Here is a 16,320-nt window from a genome sequence, read left to right as displayed (position 1 = left end):
TAGGGTCCGGCCATGCCCGCACACACTTCGTACGATGTCGTGATCGTGGGCGGCGGCCACAACGGCCTGGTCGCCGCCGCCTACCTCGCCCGTGCCGGACGCTCCGTCCTCGTCATGGAGCGCCGCGGAAACACCGGGGGAGCGGCCGTCTCCACCCGCCCCTTCGACGGGGTCGATGCCCGGCTCTCCCGCTACTCGTATCTCGTGTCGCTGCTCCCGGACAAGATCGTGCGCGACCTGGGGCTGAAGTTCGCCGTCCGCAAACGGACCGTTTCCTCCTACACCCCCAAGGGCACCGGCGGTCTCCTCGTCGGCGGCGACGGCACCCGGGAGTCCTTCGCCCGTCTCACCGGCGGGGACCGTGAGTATGAGTCCTGGCAGGACTTCTACGCGATGACGGGGCGCGTCGGCGAGCGCGTCTTCCCGACCCTCACCGAGCCACTGCCGACCCGCGAGGCCCTGCGGGAGCGCATCGGCGACGAGACCGTGTGGCGGACCCTCTTCGAGGAGCCCATCGGCGTGGCGATCGAGAAGCGGTTCGCCGACGATCTCGTACGGGGTGTCGTGCTGACCGACGCCCTGATCGGCACCTTCGCCGACGCCCATGACACCTCGCTGCTCCAGAACCGCTGCTTCCTCTACCACGTGATCGGCGGGGGGACCGGGGACTGGGACGTTCCGGTGGGCGGCATGGGAGCGCTGACCGACGCGCTCGCGGACGCCGCCCGGGCGGCGGGAGCCGAGATCGCCGTACTGCACGAGGTGACCGGGATCGAGACCGACGGCAAGCGGGCCGAGGTGGCCTTCCGTGCCGACGGGGCCGACGGGGCCGAGGGCACGGTTGCGGCGGGCCATGTCCTGGTGAACGCCTCGCCGCAGGCGCTGGCCGCGCTCCTCGGCGACGAACCTCCCGCGCCCGCCGAAGGCGCCCAGCTCAAGGTCAACATGCTGCTGCGCCGGCTGCCGCGGCTGCGCGACCGCTCGGTGGACCCGCGCGATGCGTTCTCCGGGACCTTCCATGTTTCCGAGGGGTACGGGCAGTTGGCCACCGCGTACCGTGAGGCCGCGGAGGGGCGGCTGCCGAGCGCGCCGCCGTCCGAGATCTACTGCCACTCCCTGACCGACCCCTCGATCCTCGGTCCCGAGCTCGCTGCCCAGGGGTATCAGACGCTGACGCTGTTCGGGCTGCACACCCCGGCGAGCCTCTTCGCCGCCGACAACGACGCGGCGCGCTCCGAACTGCTCGCGGCGACGCTCGCCGAGCTGGACTCGTATCTGGCTGAGCCGATCGCCGACTGTCTCGCGCTCGACGAGAACGGCGAGCCCTGTATCGAGGCGAAGACCCCGCTCGACCTCGAACAGGAACTGCGGCTGCCCGGCGGCCACATCTTCCACCGCGATCTCGCCTTCCCCTACGCGACCGAGTCGACGGGGCGCTGGGGCGTCGAGACGGCACACGCCAATGTGCTGCTGTGCGGCGCGGGAGCCGTGCGGGGCGGCGGGGTCAGCGGCGTGCCGGGGCACAACGCCGCGATGGCGGTGCTCGGCCGGTAGATCCGCTCCGTCCCGCGACGATTCGTTCAGTCCCGCGACGCCGCCCAGCCATTGGCCTCGATCCGGGCGGCGTCCGCGGGCCGTGAGTCGTCGAAGACCCGACGGCCGCCGTCCTCGATGCGCAGCCCGTCCACGTACACCCCGCGGCCGACATACAGCTGATCGGTCGCATACCGCCAGCGCAGCCGTACCGTGCCGCCGCGCCACGCCGAGAGATCCGCGGTGAGCCGGTGCCAGACCCGCCCGGACCAGCCGCTCGCCGACCCGGTGGGGTGCGGCTGCGGTTCGGCCCCCTCGCGTACGGTCGTGAACGGCACCGCCCGCCAGGACACCCCGTCGTCCGCCGACCCTTCCAGGAACAGCGCGTCCGACCCGGGCTCGGTGTCCCACCACAGCGAACAGCACAGTCGGGCCCGCTGCGAGGCAAGAGGGATCGCGGGCAGGCCGAGAACGGCGTTCGTGGCACCGGCCATCCCGGAGAACCAGGCGGTACGGCCGTGCTCGGGGTGCACGGCGACCGCGCGGGCCATGTTGTTGGCTGCGGCGACCCGTGGTGCGCTTCCGGAACGCCAACTGCGCACCGGATGAACGGAGTTGCCGAGCACGATCAGGAACGAGTCGGTGCTCGGGTCGAGCACCAGACTGGTGCCGGTGAAGCCGGTGTGACCCGCGGTGCGGGGCGTGGCCATGGCGCCCATGTACCAGTGCTGGTAGAGCTCGAAGCCGAGGCCGTGTTCGTCGCCCGGGAAGGCGGTGTTGAAGTCGGTGAACATCAGCTCCACGGACGCGCGGCGCAGAATGCGGCACTGCCCGTAGACGCCGCCGTTGAGGAGGGTGCGGGCGAGGATCGCGAGGTCCCACGCGCAGGAGAAGACTCCGGCGTGACCGGCGACGCCGCCGAAGCCGAACGCGTTCTCGTCGTGGACCTCGCCCCAGACCAGACCGCGCTCCAGGCCCGACCAGGGCGGCCGGGCGTCCTCGGTGGCGGCGATCTTCGGCCTCCACGATGCGGGCGGGTTGAAGCGAGTGCGGTGCATCCCGAGTGGAGCAGTGATCTCGTTGTGGAGCAGCGCATCCAGAGGGTGACCGGTGATCTTCTCCAGGATCAGCTGCAGCGAGATCAGATTGAGGTCGGAGTAGAGGTACTTGGTGCCTGGAGGACTGGCGGGGGCCTCGTTCCAGAGCAGCCGGAGCCTGCCCTCCCTCGTCGGCTCCTTGTACAGCGGAATCCAGGCGCGGAACCCCGAGGTATGGGTGAGCAATTGACGCACGGTGATGTCCTGCTTGCCCGCGCCCCCGAAGTCCGGGAGATACGAGGCGACCGTGGCCTCCAGCGCCAGGGTGCCGCGTTCGATCTGCTGTACCGCCAGAATCGAGGTGAACAGCTTCGAGACGGACGCCAGATCGAAGACGGTGTCCTTGGCCATGGCGATCTGCTGGTCCGCCGGGAACTCCACGCCCGAGTCGGTCTTCTCGTCGTACGCCGCATAGCGCACCGCCTTGCCGATCGGGCGGTGCAGCGCCACCGTGCCGCCGCGTCCCGCGAGCAGTACCGCACCCGCGTACCAGGGGTGCTTGGGGGACGGTCCGAGGAACTTCTCGGCGTCGGTGACAAGTCGGTCCAGATGGGAGGAGATCAGCCCGGCCAGCTCGGCGGAGCCGTGCCGCAAAGTGGGCTGCCCGGCACCGGACACGCCGCCCGAGCCGCCTCCCGGCCCGTCGGCGGAGCCCGCTCCTGGGCCGCCTCCCGGCCCGCCTCCTGAGGCCGAAGCCGCCTCGGCGAAGGGAATCGGTGCCAGCGCGAGCGCCCCGCCCAGGGCCAGTACCCCGCTGCCGAGCCTGCGCCGGCTGATCCCTCTGCCCGCTGCGTCCTCAGTCATCCAGCACCCTCCTGAAAGTATCTTTCGGGAACCGACACGGCAGTGAAACTTTCTTGCCGGGGTGAGGTGGTGTCAACCACCCCAAAGAATCTGACACGGCATCAGAAAATCTCTTCCCTCGTCCGGCGGGCTGCGGCATCCTGCGCCCCATGGAGACGGAGCTGAGCAAGAGACTGGGAATCGAGCACGCCATCTTCGGCTTCACGCCGTTCCCCGCGGTGGCCGCCGCCATCAGCCGTGCCGGTGGACTCGGCGTCCTGGGCGCCGTGCGCTACACCGCCCCCGACGATCTCCAGCGCGACCTCGACTGGATGGAGCAGCACACCGGAACAAAGCCCTACGGCCTCGATGTCGTCATGCCGGCCAAGAAGGTCGAGGGAGTGACCGAGGCCGATGTCGAGGCGATGATCCCGGAGGGCCACCGGCAGTTCGTCAGGGAAACACTCGCCAAGCACGGTGTCCCCGAACTCCCCGAGGGCGAGGCCTCGGGCTGGCGGATCACCGGATGGATGGAGCAGGTCGCCCGCAGCCAGCTCGACGTCGCCTTCGACTATCCGATCAAGCTGCTCGCCAACGCCCTCGGCCCGCCGCCCGCCGATGTCGTCCAGCGCGCCCACGACCACGGCATCCTCGTCGCGGCACTCGCCGGAAGCGCCAGGCACGCACGCCACCACGCCGACGCCGGCATCGACATCGTCGTCGCCCAGGGCTACGAAGCGGGCGGCCACACCGGCGAGATCGCCTCCATGGTGCTCACGCCCGAGGTCGTCGACGCCGTGAACCCCCTCCCCGTACTCGCCGCCGGTGGCATCGGCAGCGGCGGGCAGATCGCCGCCGCTCTCGCTCTGGGTGCACAGGGCGCCTGGCTCGGCTCGCTCTGGCTCACCACCACCGAGGCCGACCTCCACTCCCGGGCGCTCACCGCGAAACTCCTTGCCGCCGGCTCCGGCGACACCGTCCGCTCCCGCGCCCTGACGGGCAAACCCGCCCGCCAGCTGCGGACCGAGTGGACCGACGCCTGGGACGACCCCAACGGCCCAGGCAGCCTGCCCATGCCGCTGCAGGGCCTCCTCGTCGCAGACGCCGTATCGCGGATCCAGAAGTACGAAGTGGGCCCGCTGCTCGGCACCCCCGTCGGCCAGATCGTCGGCCGGATGAACTCCGAACGCAGTGTGCAGCAAGTCGTCGACGAGCTGACCCGGGGCTTCGAGCAGGCCGTCGACCGCATCAACCGCATCGCCGGAAGGAGCCAGTCGTGAGTGAGCCAGCCGCCCGGACGGCATCCGGGGGAGGCTTCTGGGCCCAGGCCGCCGCCGACCCCGGCCGTACCATCCTGATCGCACCTGACGGCGAGGCATGGAGCGCCGGGCAACTGCACGCGGCCGTGAACCGGCTCGTCCACGGTCTGCGCGCAGCCGGTCTCAAGAAGGGCGACTCCTTCGCGGTCGTCCTGCCCAACGGCGTCGAGTTCTTCACCGCCTACCTCGCGGCCTCCCAGGCAGGGCTCTATCTCGTCCCCGTCAATCACCATCTCGTCGGCCCCGAGATCGCCTGGATCGTGGCCGACTCCGGTGCCAAGGTGCTCATCGCGCACGAGCGTTTCGCGGACGCCGCGACGGCCGCCGCGGACGAGGCGAATCTCCCCTCGAGCCATCGCTACGCCGTGGGCACGGTGGAAGGCTTCCGCCCGTACGCCGAACTCCTCGACGGGCAGCCGGAATCCGTGCCCGGGGACCGGACGCTCGGCTGGGTCATGAACTACACCTCGGGCACCACCGGACGGCCGCGCGGTATCCGCCGCCCGCTGCCCGGCAAACTCCCCGAGGAGGCGTATCTCGGCGGCTTCCTCGGCATCTTCGGCATCAGGCCCTTCGACGACAACGTCCATCTGGTCTGCTCGCCGCTCTACCACACCGCCGTGCTCCAATTCGCGGGCGCCGCCCTGCACATCGGGCACCCCCTGGTCCTGATGGACACGTGGACGCCCGAGGAGATGCTGCGCCTCATCGACGCGTACGACTGCACCCACACGCACATGGTGCCGACGCAGTTCCACCGGCTCCTCGCACTGCCCGACGAGGTGAAGGAGCGCTACGACGTGTCGTCGATGCGGCACGCCATCCACGGTGCCGCACCCTGCCCCGACCATGTGAAGCGGGCGATGATCGACTGGTGGGGCACCTGCGTCGAGGAGTACTACGCGGCAAGCGAGGGCGGCGGTGCCTTCGCGACGGCCGAGGAGTGGCTGAAGAAGCCGGGCACGGTCGGCAAGGCCTGGCCCATCAGCGAACTCGCCGTCTTCGACGACGACGGCAAACGGCTTCCGCCCGGTGAACTGGGCACCGTCTACATGAAGATGAGCACCGGCGGTTTCAGCTACCACAAGGACGAGGCCAAGACCAGGAAGGCCCGCATCGGCGACTTCTTCACCGTCGGCGACCTGGGCATCCTCGACGAGGACGGCTATCTGTTCCTCCGCGACCGCAAGATCGACATGATCATCTCGGGTGGCGTCAACATCTACCCCGCCGAGATCGAGTCGGCGCTGCTGACCCACCCCGCCGTCGCGGACGCCGCCGCGTTCGGGATCCCGCACGCCGACTGGGGAGAAGAGGTCAAGGCGGTCGTCGAACCGGCTGAGGGACATGAGCCCGGCGCCGCGCTCGCCGCCGACATCCTGACCCACTGCGAGCGGCAACTGGCAGGCTACAAACGCCCCAAGACGGTGGACTTCATCGAGGTCATGCCGCGCGACCCGAACGGCAAGCTCTACAAGCGCCGGCTGCGCGCGCCGTACTGGGAGGGCCACGAGCGCGCGCTGTGAGCCCGGACCGCGCCCGCTGTCCGGGTCCCTCAGTGCGTCAGCCCCAGCCCCGCATCAGCTCCTTGGCCTGCCGTCCCGGCCCTGCGGGCGCGGGTGTGGCGAGCAGCTTCTCCACCGTGCCCGCGTCGCGTGGTCCGCGGCCTGCGCCCATCCGGTGGCGAAGCCGAGACTCGCGTAGTCCCTGGCGACGATGTGCGGGATGCCGTGCTCGGTATAGCGGATGACGGCGGACAGACCGCCGCCGGAAGGATGCCGGTCGTGCCGGCCACCGGAATCGGCAGACGCGGCCGTCGGCAGTACGGCGGCTGCGGTCAACCAGGGCGATGCAAGCGAGCCCGAGCCGTCTCAGGCGGGTGCGGAAGAGCAACGTGCCTCCCAACAGAACTGCGGTGAAAGCGGGTTGGTCCATGCAGTCAGCCGGAGGATGCGCTGTCAACATCCCGTTCGGTATCCGAGGCCTTGACCCTCGCGGCGCCGCCGCCGAGGATCGCGCCATGACAGCCGTACGCAGCAACACAGTCGACTCCGTCGTGCGGAGCACCGCGAAGCGCACCCCCGACCGCACCGCTCTTCGCTACGCGGACCGGACCTGGAGCTACGCGGAACTGGACGCCGCCGTCACCACGGCGGCGGCCGTCCTCACCGGCCACGGCCTGCGTACGGGGGACCGGGTCGCCTCCTACGGCCACAACTCCGACGCGTATCTCATCGGCTTCCTCGGCTGTGCACGGGCGGGACTCGTCCATGTCCCCGTCAACCAGAACCTCACCGGCGACGATCTCACATACATCATCGAGCAGTCGGGCAGCGCCCTCGTGCTCGCCGACCCGGATCTCGCGCCCCGGCTGCCGGGCGGTCTGCCCGTCAGGCCCCTGCGCGACGCGGACGACTCGCTGCTGGCGGAGCTGCGTACGCCCCGCCCCTTCACCCCGGAGCGGGAGCCGGGGACCGAGGACCTGGTCCAGCTGCTCTACACCTCGGGCACCACCGCCCAGCCCAAGGGCGCGATGATGACCCACCGGGCGCTCGTCCACGAGTACGTCAGCGCGATCACCGCCCTCGATCTGAGCGAGAGCGACCGGCCGCTGCACTCCCTGCCGCTCTACCACTCCGCCCAGATGCATGTGTTCCTGCTGCCGTATCTCGCGGTCGGCGCCGACAACACCATCCTGGACGGGCCGGACGCGGAGCAGATCTTCGGCCTCGTCGAAGCGGGCCGCGCCGACAGCCTCTTCGCGCCGCCCACGGTCTGGATCGGCCTCTCCAACCATCCGGACTTCGCGGCGCGCGACCTCGGCGCACTGCGCAAGGCCTACTACGGCGCTTCGGTCATGCCGGTGCCCGTGCTCGAAAAGCTCCGCGAGCGCCTGCCGGAGCTGGGCTTCTACAACTGCTTCGGCCAGAGCGAGATCGGCCCGCTCGCGACCGTCCTGCGCCCGGACGAACACGAGGGCCGGATGGACTCCTGCGGCCGTCCGGTCCTGTTCGTCGAGGCGAAGGTCGTCGACGAGGACGGCAAGGAAGTCGCCGACGGCACTGCGGGTGAGGTCGTCTACCGCTCGCCGCAGCTGTGCGAGGGGTACTGGGACAAGCCCGAGGAGACCGAAGAGGCTTTCCGCGACGGCTGGTTCCGCTCCGGCGACCTGGCCGTCCGGGATGCCAAGGGCTACTTCACCGTCGTCGACCGCGTGAAGGACGTCATCAACTCCGGGGGAGTGCTCGTGGCTTCACGTCAGGTCGAGGACGCCCTCTACACCCATCCCGCCGTCGCCGAGACCGCCGTCATCGGCCTGCCCGACGAGCGCTGGATCGAAGCGGTCACCGCCGTCGTCGTCGCGCGCGGCGAGGTCACCGAGGACGAACTGATCGACCACGCACGGGAGAAGCTCGCCCACTTCAAGGCCCCGAAGAAGGTCGTGTTCGTGGACGAGCTGCCGCGCAACGCCAGCGGGAAGATCCTCAAGCGTGAGCTGCGGGACCGCTTCGCTGCCGCCTGACGTCGCCTGACGTCGCCTGACGTCGCTCGCCCGATGGCTCTTCGGGTCACTTCTGCCTCAGGTCCACGATCCGCTTGATCTTGCCCACGGACCGCTCCAGCGTCTCGGGGTCCACCACCTCGACCGCGACCGACACCCCGACCCCGTCCTTCACGGCCGCCGCGATCGCCCGCCCGGCGGCCTCCCGCTGCTCGGACGTGGCCCCGGCGCGCGCCTCCGCCCGCACCGTGAGCGCGTCGAGGCGGCCCTCGCGGGTCAGCCGCAGCTGGAAGTGCGGCGCGACATGCGGCGTACGCAGCACGATCTCCTCGATCTGGGTCGGGAAGAGGTTCACCCCGCGAAGGATCACCATGTCGTCGCAGCGCCCGGTCACCTTCTCCATACGTCGGAAGACCCGGGCCGTGCCGGGCAGCAGCCGTGTCAGGTCCCGGGTCCGGTAGCGGATCACGGGCATGGCCTCCTTGGTGAGCGAGGTGAAGACCAGCTCGCCGTGCTCCCCGTCCGGCAGCACTTCACCGGTGAGCGGGTCGACCACCTCCGGATAGAAGTGGTCCTCCCAGATGTGCAGCCCGTCCTTGGTCTCCACGCACTCCTGGGCCACGCCCGGGCCGATGACCTCGGACAGTCCGTATATGTCGACGGCGTCGATCGCGAACCGCTCCTCGATCTCGCGGCGCATCTCCTCGGTCCACGGTTCGGCGCCGAAAATGCCGACCCTGAGCGATGTCGTACGGGGATCGACGCCCTGCCGCTCGAATTCGTCCAGGAGCGTGAGCATGTACGACGGCGTCACCATGATGATCTCGGGGCGGAAGTCCGTGATGAGCTGCACCTGGCGGGCGGTCATGCCTCCGGAGGCCGGAATCACCGTGCAGCCGAGCCGCTCCGCGCCGTAGTGGGCACCGAGACCGCCCGTGAACAGCCCGTATCCGTACGCCACATGGACCTTGTGGCCCGGGCGGCCGCCGGCCGCGCGGATCGAGCGGGCCACCACGTCCGCCCAGGTGTCCAGATCGCGCTCCGTGTAGCCGACGACGGCCGGACGGCCGGTCGTCCCGCTGGAGGCATGGATGCGGCGCACCTGCGACTGGTCCACCGCGAACATCCCGAAGGGGTAGTTGTCCCGCAGGTCGGCCTTGGTGGTGAACGGGAATCGGCCGAGATCGGCGAGCGTGCGGCAGTCCTCGGGGCGCAGGCCGGCCTTGTCGAAGGACTGCCGGTAGAAGCCGACGTTCTCGTACGCATGGTGCAAGGCGGCCCGCAGCCGTTCCAGCTGCAGCGCTTCGAGCTCCTCGCGCCCCATCCGTTCCGCCGAGTCCAGCAGGTCCGTTTCCGTCATGAGGAATTCTCCCGTCCCAAACTGGACGACCGATCATTCGGTCGTGCTGCTCTGGATCAGTAATCCACCACTCCCGGACTCCTGGCAAGGGGGTGATCCCCACCGACGCATTCGCGCCGACCGGCCCCCCGGGTGACCATCCCGGCGCGCTGAGTGGCGCGTGAGGGGGGAAGATGCTGGATAGAAGTTGAAAACCGCAAACAACCTCCGAGAAGGAGTCCGTGATGCCCCAGCCCGAGGGTGCCGAGCTCGACGCCGTCCTTGCCCGCCGGGAAGAGCTGCGGCAGCTCTATCTGCGCCCCATAGAGGAGCGGCCCCCCACCACGGCCCGCGGTATCCACCATGTGGCCTTCATCTGCCGCGACGTCGAGGAGACCATCCGCTTCTACCAGGAATTCCTGGGCTTCCCGCTGGTCGAGATCGTGGAGAACCGCGACTACCGCGGCTCCACGCACTTCTTCTTCGACATCGGCCACGGCAATCTACTCGGCTTCTTCGACTTCCCCGGCCACGAGCACCCGCCGGTCAAGGAGACGATCGGCGGCGTGCAGCATCTCGCCCTGTCGGTGGGTGCGGCGGAGTTCGACGCGGCCCGCAAGGCACTGGACCAGGCAGAGATCGAGTATCTCGGGCCCGACCGCGGGGTCGAGGACAGCCTCTACATCCGCGACCCCAACGGCCTGCCGCTGGAGCTCTACCGGGAGCGGCTCGGAATCTTCAACGGTGAGCGCATCCTCGCATCCGCTGGGGCAGGGGACTGAACCCCACACCAAGACACCCGCGCGCCGCCCGGGTGGTCGGGAGGCTCTCAGCCGCCGACCGCCTCCGTCGCGATCGTGCGCGCCCAGCGGTAGTCCGCCTTGCCGCTCGGTGAGCGCTGGATCTCGGGCGCGATCACCAGCTGCCGTGGGATCTTGTAGCCGGCCAGCCGGGTGCGGCAGTGCGACTGGATGTCGTCGAGGGTCGGTGCGGTCGCGCCGCTGCGCACCTGCACCACGGCCGCGACATGGCTGCCCCACCTGCTGTCCGGCACACCTGCGACCAGCGCGTCGTACACATCCGGATGGGACTTGAGCGCCTGCTCGACCTCTTCCGGATAGACCTTCTCGCCACCGGTGTTGATGCACTGCGAGCCCCGGCCGAGGACGGTGACGATTCCCTCCTCGTCGACCGTGGCCATGTCGCCGAGCAGCACCCATCGCTCGTCGCCCCGGCGGAAGAAGGTCTCGGCGGTCTTCTTCGGGTCGTTGTAGTAGCCGAGCGGGACGTGCCCGCGCTGGGCGATGCGGCCTGGCTCGCCAGGCTTCACCGGCTCGTACGTCGCCGGGTCGACCACCGCCGTACGGGCGTTGACCCGCAGCCTGAAGCCCTTCTCGGGGCCGGAGTCCTCGGTGGCGGTGCCGTTGAAGCCGGACTCCGACGAGCCGAAGTTGTTCAGCAGCATCACCTTCGGCGCAAGCGCCGTGAACTGGGCGCGCACCGTCTCGGACATGATCGCACCGGACGAGGACACGCTGAACAGTGAGGAGAGGTCGGTGCCCTTCATCGAGCCGTTCAGCGCGTCGATCAGTGGCCGCAGCATCGCGTCGCCGACCAGCGACACGCTGGTGACCTTCTCCTTCGCGATCGTACGCAGCACCTCCACCGGCACGAACTTGCGGTGGGTGACGATCCGCTGGCCGAAGTTGAACCCGATGAACGCGGTCAGCGTCGACGTGCCGTGCATCAGCGGGGGAGTCGGGAAGAAGGTGATGCCCTCACCGCCCGCCGCCACCCGCTCGGCGAGCTCCTCGGGCGAGGAGACCGGCTCTCCGGTCGGCGCGCCGCCGCCGAGGCCGGAGAAGAACAGGTCCTCCTGCCGCCACATCACGCCCTTGGGCATCCCCGTGGTGCCACCGGTGTAGATGATGAACAGGTCGTCGGCGGAGCGCGGTGCGAAGCCGCGCTCCGGTGAGGCGGCCGCCTCGGCCTCGGCGAAGGGGGCGGCGCCCAGCTGCGGCGCTCCGTCGGGGGGTGTGCCCACCCGCACCAGATGCCGGAGCTTGTCCGTCTGCGGCACGGCGGTCGCGACCCTATGCGTGAACTCCGCGTCGAAGACGAGCGCCGCGAGATCCGCGTCCCGGTAGAGATAGACCAACTCCTCTTCGACGTACCGGTAGTTGACATTGACCGGTACGACCCGGGCCTTGAGGCAGCCGAGTACGGTCTGGAGATATTCGATGCCGTTGTAGAGGTGCAGGCCGAGATGTTCGCCGGGCTTGAGACCGGCGTCCATGAGGTGGTGCGCGACACGGTTGGCCGCCGCGTCCAGTTCCGCATAGCTGAGCCGGCGTTCCGCGCCCGTGCCGGGATGGTCGATGTACACAAGCGCCTCGCGGTCGGGGACCGCGTCGACGACCGACTCGAACAGGTCGGCAAGGTTGTACTCCACCGTTCCTCCTGACACCGGCGAACTTCGGCCCGGCGGTCATTAGAGCGCCGGTGGGGAGAACTGGGAAGGGCTGCCGCAGAAGAAATCTGACTGTCTGTCAGAAAACTATTGAACTGGACCCCGGCCTACTGCAACCTGTTCTAGGTCTTGAGAGGGAGGTCCGCGCATGGAACGACGTGGTGGTACCGAACACCTCACCGTGGAGCGCGAAGGCGCCACGCTGGTGCTCACCCTGAACAGGCCCGCGGCCAAGAACGCGCTCTCGCTGCCGATGCTGGTCGGTCTCTACGACGGCTGGCTGGAGGCGGACGAGGACGACGAGATCCGCTCCGTCGTGCTGACCGGAGCCGGAGGTTCCTTCTGTGCCGGAATGGATCTGAAGGCCCTTGCGGGCAACGGCATGGAAGGACAGCAGTACCGGGACCGGCTCAAGGCCGACCCCGATCTTCACTGGAAGGCGATGCTGCGCCATCACCGCCCGCGCAAACCCGTGATAGCCGCTGTGGAGGGCCACTGTGTGGCCGGCGGCACCGAGATCCTCCAGGGCACGGACATCCGCGTCGCCGGGGAGGGCGCCACATTCGGCCTCTTCGAGGTCAAGCGCGGCCTCTTCCCGATCGGCGGGTCGACGGTACGGCTCCAGCGCCAGATCCCGCGCACGCACGCACTGGAAATGCTGCTCACCGGCCGCCCCTACAGCGCTGCCGAGGCCAGGGACATCGGCCTCGTCGGGCATGTCGTCCCCGACACGACCGCGCTGGACAAGGCACTCGCCATCGCCGAACAGATCAACGCGTGCGGGCCGCTCGCCGTGGAGGCGGTGAAGGCGTCGGTCTATGAGACGGCGGAGATGACGGAGACGGAGGGGCTGGCGGCAGAACTGGTGCGGGGGTGGCCGGTGTTCGACACGGCGGACGCGAAGGAGGGGGCGCGGGCGTTCGCGGAGAAGAGGGCGCCGGTGTATCGGCGGGGGTGAGTTTCCCCATCCCGTCCTCCTCCCACGGCTGGCGGCCGTGGGAGGCACCCCCATCCCGACCTGAGGGCAAGCCCCCCAGGCCCCGCATGCGACCTTCGGCCACACAAGGAGCCCCATGTCCACCGCCCCATCTCCCGACCTGCTCATCGCCCCCCTCGTCGTCGAGTTCCCCTTCACCCGTTCCCTCGGCCCCGTCCAGTCCGCCTTCCTCACCGGGCTGCGCGAGCGCACCGTCCTCGGCGTGAAGGCCGCCGACGGCACCGTGCTCGTGCCCCCCGTCGAATACGACCCCGTGACCGCCGAGGAGATACGTGACCTCGTCGAAGTCGGGGACACCGGCACGGTCACCACCTGGGCCTGGAATCCCGTCCCGCGACGCGACCAGCCGCCGGCACAACCCTTCGCCTGGGTGCTGGTCAGGCTCGACGGAGCCGACACCGCGCTCCTCCACGTGCTCGACGCGCCCGGCCCCGAGGCGGTACGCACCGGCATGCGTGTCCGTATCCGCTGGGCCGAGGAGCGCACCGGGGCGATCACCGACATCGCCTGCTTCGAGCAGTACGAGAGCGAGCCGGCCGACGGCAGAGCGGCAGCGCACAGCGGTGAGTTCGCCAACCTGGTGACGGGCATCGTCGCGCCTGCCCGGCTGGACTACACCTACTCTCCCGGCCGCGCCCAGACCGCGTACATCAACGCCCTCGCCGGACGAAAGACCGTCGGTGAGCGCTGCCCCCTCTGCCGCAAGGTGTACGTCCCGCCCCGCGGCGCCTGCCCCACCTGCGGGGTCGCCACCGACGAACAGGTCGAGGTCGGCCCGCGCGGCACCGTCACCACGTTCTGCATCGTCAACATCAAGGCGAAGAACCTCGACATCGACGTGCCGTACGTCTACGCGCACATCGCCCTCGACGGAGCCGACCTCGCACTCCACGGCCGTATCGGCCAAATCCCGTACGACCAGGTGCGCATGGGCCTGCGCGTCGAACCCGTGTGGCGGGACGGCAGCCGTCACCCCGACCACTACCGGCCCACCGGTGAGCCCGACGCCGACTACGACGCCTACAAGGAGCTCCTGTGATGCCAGACGCCAGGGATGTGGCCGTCGTCGCCTTCGCGCAGAGCGACCATCTGCGGCGAAGCGACGAGTTCTCCGAGGTCGAGATGGTGATGCCGGTCCTGCACGAGGTGCTGCGGCGGACGGGTCTGGGGACCGGCGACATCGGCTTCACGTGTTCGGGCTCCAGCGACTATCTCGCGGGCCGGGCCTTCTCCTTCACCATGACCCTCGACGGCGTCGGCGCATGGCCGCCGATCTCCGAGTCCCATGTGGAGATGGACGGAGCCTGGGCGCTCTACGAGGCCTGGGTGAAACTGCTCACCGGCGAGGCCGACACCGCGCTCGTCTACGCCTACGGCAAATCGTCGCCCGGTCAGGTGCGCGATGTGCTGACGCGCCAGCTCGACCCGTACTACCTCGCCCCGCTGTGGCCCGACTCGGTGGCGCTCGCCGCGCTCCAGGCGCAGGCCCTGATCGACGCGGGAATCGCTGACGAACCGGCCCTGGCGGGGATCGCCGCCCGTAGCCGTTCCTCCGCTGCGGACAACCCGCATGCCCAGCTGAAGGGTTCGATTCCGTCCGGACAGTACGTCGTCCAACCGCTGCGGACCGGGGACTGCCCACCGGTCGGAGACGGCGCGGCCGCCGTGATCCTTGCCGCCGGTGACCGGGCCCGCGAGCTGTGCGACCGCCCCGCCTGGATCCGCGGCATCGACCACAGCATCGAGGCCCACAGCCTCGGCGTCCGCGACCTCACCGACTCGCCCTCCACGCGACTGGCTGCCGAACGGGCCGGTGCCTTCGAGCGACCCGTCGACACCGCCGAACTGCACGCCCCCTTCAGCTCCCAGGAAGTCGTCCTGCGCCGGGCCCTCAACCTCGACGACAGGGTGAGGGTCAACCCCTCCGGCGGAGCCCTCGCAGCCAACCCGGTCATGGCCGCGGGCCTCATCCGGCTCGGCGAGGCCGCCGCCCGTATCCACCGCGGCGAGTCGGACCGGGCACTGGCCCACGCGACCTCAGGACCCTGCCTTCAGCAGAACCTCGTCGCCGTACTCGAAGGAGAGGCCTACGATGCCTAAGGAGCCCGTGGCCGTCGTCGGCATCGGCCAGACCAAGCATGTCGCCGCCCGCCGGGACGTCTCCATCGCGGGCCTTGTCCGGGAAGCGGCGGCCCGAGCCCTGGACGACGCCGAGTTGACCTGGGCGGACATCGACGCCGTGGTCATCGGCAAGGCTCCCGACTTCTTCGAGGGCCTGATGATGCCGGAGCTCTATCTCGCCGACGCGCTCGGCGCGGTCGGCAAGCCGATGCTGCGCGTCCACACGGCGGGCTCGGTCGGCGGCTCCACCGCGCTGGTCGCCTCGAACCTGGTGGCATCGCGCGTGCACGGAACCGTCCTCACGCTTGCCTTCGAGAAGCAGTCCGAGTCCAACGCCATGTGGGGCCTTTCCCTTCCGATCCCGTTCCAGCAGCCCCTGCTGGCGGGCGCGGGCGGCTTCTTCGCCCCGCACGTGCGGGCGTACATGCGCCGCACCGGCGCCCCCGACACGGTCGGCTCCCTCGTCGCCTACAAGGACCGCCGCAACGCCCTGAAGAATCCGTACGCCCATCTCCACGAGCACGGCATCACCCTGGAGAAGGTCCAGGCGTCCCCGATGTTGTGGGACCCGATCCGGTACTCGGAGACCTGCCCCTCGTCCGACGGCGCGTGCGCGATGATCCTCACCGACCGCGCGGGCGCCGCCCGTGCACCGCGGCCGCCCGCCTGGATGCACGGCGGTGCGATGCGCAGCGAGCCCACCATGTTCGCGGGCAAGGACTTCGTGTCCCCCCAGGCGGGCAAGGACTGCGCCGCCGATGTCTACCGGCAGGCGGGCATAGCCGATCCGCGCCGTGAGATCGACGCGGTGGAGATGTACGTCCCGTTCTCCTGGTACGAGCCGATGTGGCTGGAGAACCTGGGCTTCGCCGCCGAGGGCGAGGGCTGGAAGCTCACCGAATCCGGGGTCACCGAACTGGACGGCGATCTGCCCGTCAACCCGTCGGGCGGGGTGCTGTCCACCAACCCCATCGGGGCCTCGGGCATGATCCGCTTCGCCGAGGCGGCCCTCCAGGTGCGCGGTCTGGCGGGTGAGCATCAGGTGGAACGGGCGCGCAGGGCACTGGGCCACGCCTACGGCGGCGGGGCACAGTTCTTCGCCATGTGGCTGGTCGGCGCCGAGCCGCCCGCCACCTGACCGCCGGGCGCCCGGCGCGTC

Annotated in this window: 12 protein-coding genes and 1 pseudogene; 9 read left to right on the top strand and 4 right to left on the bottom strand. The window is 69.8% G+C overall.

Translation table 11 applies throughout. The features are described 5' to 3' along the window. The first annotated feature begins 12 nt into the window (after positions 1–12). Positions 13–1,554 carry an NAD(P)/FAD-dependent oxidoreductase gene (locus FBY35_RS21455; protein ID WP_142215623.1) on the top strand — a complete coding sequence of 514 codons (1,542 nt, stop codon included), beginning with the start codon at positions 13–15 and terminating at the stop codon, positions 1,552–1,554. A 26-nt stretch (positions 1,555–1,580) separates the two neighbouring features. Here FBY35_RS21455 and FBY35_RS21450 read toward each other — a convergent pair whose 3' ends face one another. Then, entirely contained in the window at positions 1,581–3,434 is a 1,854-nt protein-coding gene (locus FBY35_RS21450; RefSeq protein WP_142215622.1) for a serine hydrolase domain-containing protein, read from the bottom strand. Positions 3,435–3,583: 149 nt separating this feature from the next. On the opposite strand from FBY35_RS21450, the gene FBY35_RS21445 reads away from it, so the two are divergent. Next, positions 3,584–4,693, top strand: a complete 1,110-nt coding sequence (locus tag FBY35_RS21445) for a nitronate monooxygenase family protein (protein ID WP_142215621.1) — start codon at positions 3,584–3,586, stop codon at positions 4,691–4,693. Further along, positions 4,690–6,258: an acyl-CoA synthetase gene (locus tag FBY35_RS21440; RefSeq protein WP_142215620.1), complete on the top strand. Its 1,569-nt coding sequence runs from the start codon at positions 4,690–4,692 to the stop codon at positions 6,256–6,258. The genes FBY35_RS21445 and FBY35_RS21440 overlap by 4 nt, the downstream gene beginning before the upstream one ends. Before the next feature lie 43 nt (positions 6,259–6,301). Here the strand turns inward: FBY35_RS21440 and FBY35_RS21435 are convergent. Further along, positions 6,302–6,667: pseudogene (locus FBY35_RS21435) on the bottom strand (penicillin acylase family protein); the annotation flags it as partial. 85 nt (positions 6,668–6,752) lie between these two features. Between FBY35_RS21435 and FBY35_RS21430 the strand changes: the two are divergent. Continuing rightward, complete coding sequence (locus FBY35_RS21430) at positions 6,753–8,255, top strand: acyl-CoA synthetase (RefSeq protein WP_142215619.1); 1,503 nt, start codon at positions 6,753–6,755, stop codon at positions 8,253–8,255. Between the two features lie 46 nt (positions 8,256–8,301). Here FBY35_RS21430 and paaK read toward each other — a convergent pair whose 3' ends face one another. After that, on the bottom strand, positions 8,302–9,594 hold the full coding sequence (paaK, locus tag FBY35_RS21425) for a phenylacetate--CoA ligase PaaK (protein ID WP_142215618.1): 1,293 nt from the start codon (positions 9,592–9,594) through the stop codon (positions 8,302–8,304). A gap of 224 nt (positions 9,595–9,818) precedes the next feature. Between paaK and FBY35_RS21420 the strand changes: the two genes are divergently transcribed. After that, the gene (locus FBY35_RS21420) at positions 9,819–10,355 is read left to right on the top strand and encodes a VOC family protein (RefSeq protein WP_142215617.1); all 537 of its coding nucleotides are present in this window, start codon (positions 9,819–9,821) and stop codon (positions 10,353–10,355) included. A gap of 47 nt (positions 10,356–10,402) precedes the next feature. Here FBY35_RS21420 and FBY35_RS21415 read toward each other — a convergent pair whose 3' ends face one another. Beyond that, positions 10,403–12,025 carry an acyl-CoA synthetase gene (locus tag FBY35_RS21415; RefSeq protein ID WP_142215616.1) on the bottom strand — a complete coding sequence of 541 codons (1,623 nt, stop codon included), beginning with the start codon at positions 12,023–12,025 and terminating at the stop codon, positions 10,403–10,405. A 166-nt stretch (positions 12,026–12,191) separates the two neighbouring features. Between FBY35_RS21415 and FBY35_RS21410 the strand changes: the two genes are divergently transcribed. The 4 genes from FBY35_RS21410 to FBY35_RS21395 all read left to right on the top strand — a co-directional run bounded on the left by FBY35_RS21410 (position 12,192) and on the right by FBY35_RS21395 (position 16,299). Further along, positions 12,192–13,001, top strand: coding sequence for a crotonase/enoyl-CoA hydratase family protein (locus FBY35_RS21410; RefSeq protein WP_142215615.1), 810 nt, complete (start codon positions 12,192–12,194; stop codon positions 12,999–13,001). Positions 13,002–13,116: 115 nt separating this feature from the next. Continuing rightward, a complete protein-coding gene (locus FBY35_RS21405; RefSeq protein WP_142215614.1) occupies positions 13,117–14,079 on the top strand; it encodes a Zn-ribbon domain-containing OB-fold protein in 963 nt (320 codons plus the stop codon). Next, a complete protein-coding gene (locus FBY35_RS21400; RefSeq protein WP_142215613.1) occupies positions 14,079–15,140 on the top strand; it encodes a thiolase domain-containing protein in 1,062 nt (353 codons plus the stop codon). Before FBY35_RS21405 ends, FBY35_RS21400 begins: the two co-directional genes overlap by 1 nt. After that, positions 15,133–16,299 carry a thiolase domain-containing protein gene (locus tag FBY35_RS21395; protein WP_142215612.1) on the top strand — a complete coding sequence of 389 codons (1,167 nt, stop codon included), beginning with the start codon at positions 15,133–15,135 and terminating at the stop codon, positions 16,297–16,299. The genes FBY35_RS21400 and FBY35_RS21395 overlap by 8 nt, the downstream gene beginning before the upstream one ends. Positions 16,300–16,320: the final 21 nt, after the last annotated feature.

The organism is Streptomyces sp. SLBN-118, assembly GCF_006715635.1.
In the GTDB taxonomy this organism is placed as follows: domain Bacteria; phylum Actinomycetota; class Actinomycetes; order Streptomycetales; family Streptomycetaceae; genus Streptomyces.
This window is presented reverse-complemented; position numbering and strand designations above follow the sequence as displayed.